Consider the following 4,390-nt stretch of genomic DNA (forward strand, 5'->3'; position numbering starts at 1 on the left):
AGGTAATTGGCCACCTCAAAACTGGTAAAACCCCACACACCACACCCCACACCCTGCCCCCAGGAAAAACTTTTTGCCGCAAACCCTAAGTATTGTTTCCGATTGTGGCAGTCATCTTAATAGTGAGGTACTAATTTTTCGTTTTGGGGGGCCAGTCGTCACGATTCGGTCGTCAATAGCAAATTAGGTTATACTTCATCTTTAAGAAAAAAGCTGTAAGAATCGACCTCGAAAATGTCTTGACCATCGAACCCGATTCGAGGTATTCTATCAGGGTAGATCAGACAGTAATAAAATTCAGATTTAAATTGGCAATGTTAAACCAGTTAAGAATTCTAATTGTTGATGATAATGAAGTAGATCGGATCGCCGTGCGCCGATTCTTAAGAACATCGGAGATGGCGATAGAAATAACAGAAGCCGCTGACTATCAAGAGGCTAAAGAACAGATGTCCAATAATCTTTTCGACTGTATGTTTATCGATTATCTTCTACCCGATGGAGATGGTTTGACTTTGGTGCGGGAAATTCGGCACCAGGGAGTTAAAGTACCCCTAATTGTTTTAACCGGTCACGGAGACGAAGGAATTGCCGTAGATATGATGAAAGCCGGTGCTTCCGATTATATGAGTAAATTTCGTCTTTCTGCCTCGCGCTTAAATCAAGCGATGCGAAACGCCCTACGCATCTATGAAGCGGAACAAGAAGTGGCGATTGCCAAACAAGAAAAAGATCAATTGGCTAGACAAAAAGAAGATTTTGTTTCGAGGATGACCCACGATTTGCGAACTCCCTTAGTGTCTGTCAATCATATATTAGAACTATTTCAAGAAGGTTTATACGGTGAGATTACTCCCGAAATGAGTCGAGTCATTCATGTGATTATTCGCAGTAATACAAATCTCTTGGAAATGGTTAATAATCTTTTGGAAGTTTATTGTTATGAAAACGGCGAAAAGACACTTAATTTTACTAAATTAAAGATTATCGATATTCTCGAAGAAGTCTGTCAGCAGTTAACTCCCCTTGCCCGAGAAAAAGGACTAGAATTAAGCTTAAATGCCGAAAATGCCGGGGAAATTTTCCTAACTGGCGATCGCTTGGAACTGCGGCGCGTTTTTACCAATCTCATCGGCAATGCGATTAAATTTACCCAAAAGGGTGATGTGAAAATTCATCTCATCCCCGCTACAGAGGAAGATACTTTTGTCACCATTGTCGTCGAGGATACTGGTATAGGCATTTCAGCAGAAGAACTACCCTGGATTTTCGAGCGCCTGTACTCCGGTTCCCCGGACAGTTCCAACAATGGGTTAGGACTTTATCTCTCCCGTCGCATTATCGATGCTCATGGGGGAACTATTGCCGTCACCTCAGAATTAGAACGGGGTACTAGGGTTTCTGTCCGTTTACCCGTCTAGAAAGATCGATAATGGAAAAAATACTTTCTGCCGATCGGTCACTGTTAATGGCTTCTAATTGGGATATCTTGTTAATACAAGCGGCGCGTCAGGGCAATCTCGCGCGGGTTCAAGCTTTACTGAGTCAGGGGGCAAATGTCAACGCCACTGATGTGCAAAATACTACGGCTTTAATCTATGCCGTGCAGGGGGTTCATAGGGAAATTGTGGCAATTTTGCGAGAATTTGGGGCTGATATCAACAAAAGTAAACAACCTCAAGGTTTAAGCCCTCTCATGTTAGCGGCTGCCCTCAATCACAGTCAAATCCTTGCTCAATTAATCGCCGCCGGTGCCAATGTCAATCAGGTTAATCAAGATGGTACACCAGCACTAATGATCGCCGTTTATAAGGGTCATACAGCGATCGCAGAACAGTTATTAATCGCCGGCGCTCGGGTCAATATGCGCGATCAGGATGGAGATACGGCTTTATCTGTAGCGATCAAACAAAATTACGCCGCAATTGTCGGTTTATTGCTCGATAGTGGTGTAGATGAAGAAATCCGTCAACAAGCTTGGTTACAGGCTCTCGTCGCCAATTGCCCAGAAATCCTCGAATTGTTTATTACCCGTGGTATGCCCCTCGATGCTCCCACTTTATCCGGGGAAACTCCCCTAATTTTGGCTGTAGAGAGGGGAAATCTCGGCAGCGTGCAAACTTTACTGCAAGCGGGAGCAAATCCGAATATCAGCACGGAGGAGGGAGAAACTGCCCTCATGATCGCCGCTGCTGAGGGATATTTCGATATTGTCCGACTTTTACTCGCTAAGGGGGCCAGTGTTGACAATCAAAATCAGGCTGGAGAAACGGCCTTGCATTTAGGGACGATCGAAGGACATCTAGAGATCGTCCATGCCTTACTACAAGCCGGCGCTTTTGTCAATCACCGCAACCATTTTGGTGATACACCCTTGATCATCGCCACGATGCAAGGATACGAAGCGATCGTTTTAGAATTGTTAAAACAGGGGGCGGAGCCTAACCTAACTCAGCAGGGAGAAACACCGTTAACTTTAGCTCTACAGCGCAAATTTAGGGAAATCTGTCGTTATCTTCTCGACTACGGGGCTAATCCCAACGCCGTTTATCCCGATGGCAAAACCGTCCTCATGAAAGCTTGTGAGGGCAATAATAGTCAATTGGTGCGCCGGTTAATCGATATCGGTGCTGATGTCAATAAACTCGATTTTAGCGGTGCTTCCCCTTTAATGTGGGCGAGTTATCACGGTTGTCTCGACACGGTTAAAGTCTTGTTAGACGGGGGAAAAGTGCACTTAAATCAGAAAAATCAAGGGGGAATGACCGCTTTAATGTTAGCTAAATTTAATCACCATCAGGCGATCGTTTCTTTATTACAACAAGCAGGAGCGATCGAGTAAGCTGCCCGCGAATTTAAATTGCTTGTTGAGATGAGGCTCCGAGGCTGCGAGGCAGGAGATAGGGTGGTCACTGCGTGCGCGTTGCGGGGGGTGTTAGGGTGTTAGGGTTTTAGGGTTTTAGTTGAAATTCCCCCACTTCCCCACTTCCCCACTTCCCCACGAGAAACTTTTTGCCGCAAACCCTAGATAGTCAACAGCTTACCATGACCACGGTGATATTATCGGAACCGCCAGCTTTTTTGGCCGCTGCCACTAAATTTTCGACAATTTCCTGACAATCAGCACCGGTTTGCAAATAATCGCTAATTTCCTCGTCGGACACTTCTTCCGTCAAACCATCACTACAGAGAATTAAACTATCGCCGGATTGCACATCAAGGGGAGATACCGTCACTGGGGGCAAATCGCGACGACCGAGACATTGAAATAAAATGTGTCGCCAAGGGTGGTTTTTCGCATCTTCTTCGGACAGATCGCCCATTTTTATCGCCCTAGCTATCCAAGTATGATCCTCCGTCACCTGTTCTAATTTTTGCTCACGAAAGCGATAGAGACGGGAATCACCAATATGGGTGTACCAAGAGCCATCATCTCGGAAGATAGCTATGACTAGGGTTGTCCCCATGTCCTGTCTTTCGGGATTTTTCAGCTGATCTTCAATAATCTTCTCGTTAGCGGCAGTAATTGCCTCCTGCAGCAATTCCCCGGCAGCCCGGGACGAATTCCAGTGTTCTTCTAGATGAGCTTGGATAGTTTCAGTGGCGATTTGACTAGCTTCCTGGCCTCCCGCATGACCCCCCATACCATCGGCAACGATAAAAAAGCGGCGATCGGGGTCGATATAATAACTATCCTGATTAACCGATCGCACTACACCAGGATCGGTCATTCCCCCAAAAGAAAGATTGTTCATTGAAAAACTGGGTCTGAAACCCCGCCCTTTAGCGATAGCGGAGGGCGGCTTTATATGAGTTAGCGAGAAACAATTAAACCGTTAGAACGACGAATTAACTGAATCTTACTAACAGCTATCTGTCCCAATCGTTGACCATTGGTATCGCTTACAGATAGCTGTTTTTCGGTATCTCCACTAATATAACCAATTCCTTTGGGAGAAGAAACTAAATCTCCTTTACGGAACCCATGTCTTGTGGTAGAGCCACCATATTTACGTCGTTTACCACCTTTAGAAAAAACCATCAGGTGAAGTTGACGACGACTAATAGGAGGACGTTTAATAATAGCAAAGGGAGCGTTCGTTACTTTAACATAACCCTTCCAATCATATCCATGTCCATTAGAATTGTGAAATGGCCAATAATCTAAAAACTGAAAACAGGCAAGAGCAATGCCATCGTTAGCATGACTTTCTGGTGATTGTTCTGCTTTATTTTTGGACTTTTCTAGTCGCAAATACTTTCTGAGATTAGAGGTTTGCCAACCAAAGCGAGTATGGACTGTTGCCAATTGAGACAGTTGCTCAATAGCCCATTTCTGTCCAACCATAACCGACGAGAAACCTTTTCCCGACTTAGCTCCTTTTCTACC

At 45.0% G+C, this 4,390-nt stretch carries 3 protein-coding genes and 2 pseudogenes; 3 read left to right on the forward strand and 2 right to left on the reverse strand.

The features are described from left to right. Positions 1-314: 314 nt before the first annotated feature. From IM477_RS23375 to IM477_RS13895, 3 genes and pseudogenes are all read left to right on the forward strand, one after another. Positions 315-626, forward strand: a pseudogene (locus IM477_RS23375) (response regulator); the annotation flags it as partial. 42 nt (positions 627-668) lie between these two features. After that, complete coding sequence (locus IM477_RS13890; protein WP_502866541.1) at positions 669-1,421, forward strand: sensor histidine kinase; 753 nt, start codon at positions 669-671, stop codon at positions 1,419-1,421. A 47-nt stretch (positions 1,422-1,468) separates the two neighbouring features. Beyond that, entirely contained in the window at positions 1,469-2,842 is a 1,374-nt protein-coding gene (locus IM477_RS13895) for an ankyrin repeat domain-containing protein (protein WP_287732166.1), read from the forward strand. A gap of 190 nt (positions 2,843-3,032) precedes the next feature. Here IM477_RS13895 and IM477_RS13900 read toward each other — a convergent pair whose 3' ends face one another. Beyond that, entirely contained in the window at positions 3,033-3,755 is a 723-nt protein-coding gene (locus IM477_RS13900; protein WP_287732165.1) for a Stp1/IreP family PP2C-type Ser/Thr phosphatase, read from the reverse strand. 59 nt (positions 3,756-3,814) lie between these two features. Continuing rightward, a pseudogene (locus IM477_RS13905) lies at positions 3,815-4,390 on the reverse strand (RRXRR domain-containing protein); the annotation flags it as partial.

This window comes from Microcystis sp. M090S1, assembly GCF_020246295.1.
GTDB classification, from domain to species: Bacteria; Cyanobacteriota; Cyanobacteriia; order Cyanobacteriales; family Microcystaceae; genus Microcystis; species Microcystis aeruginosa.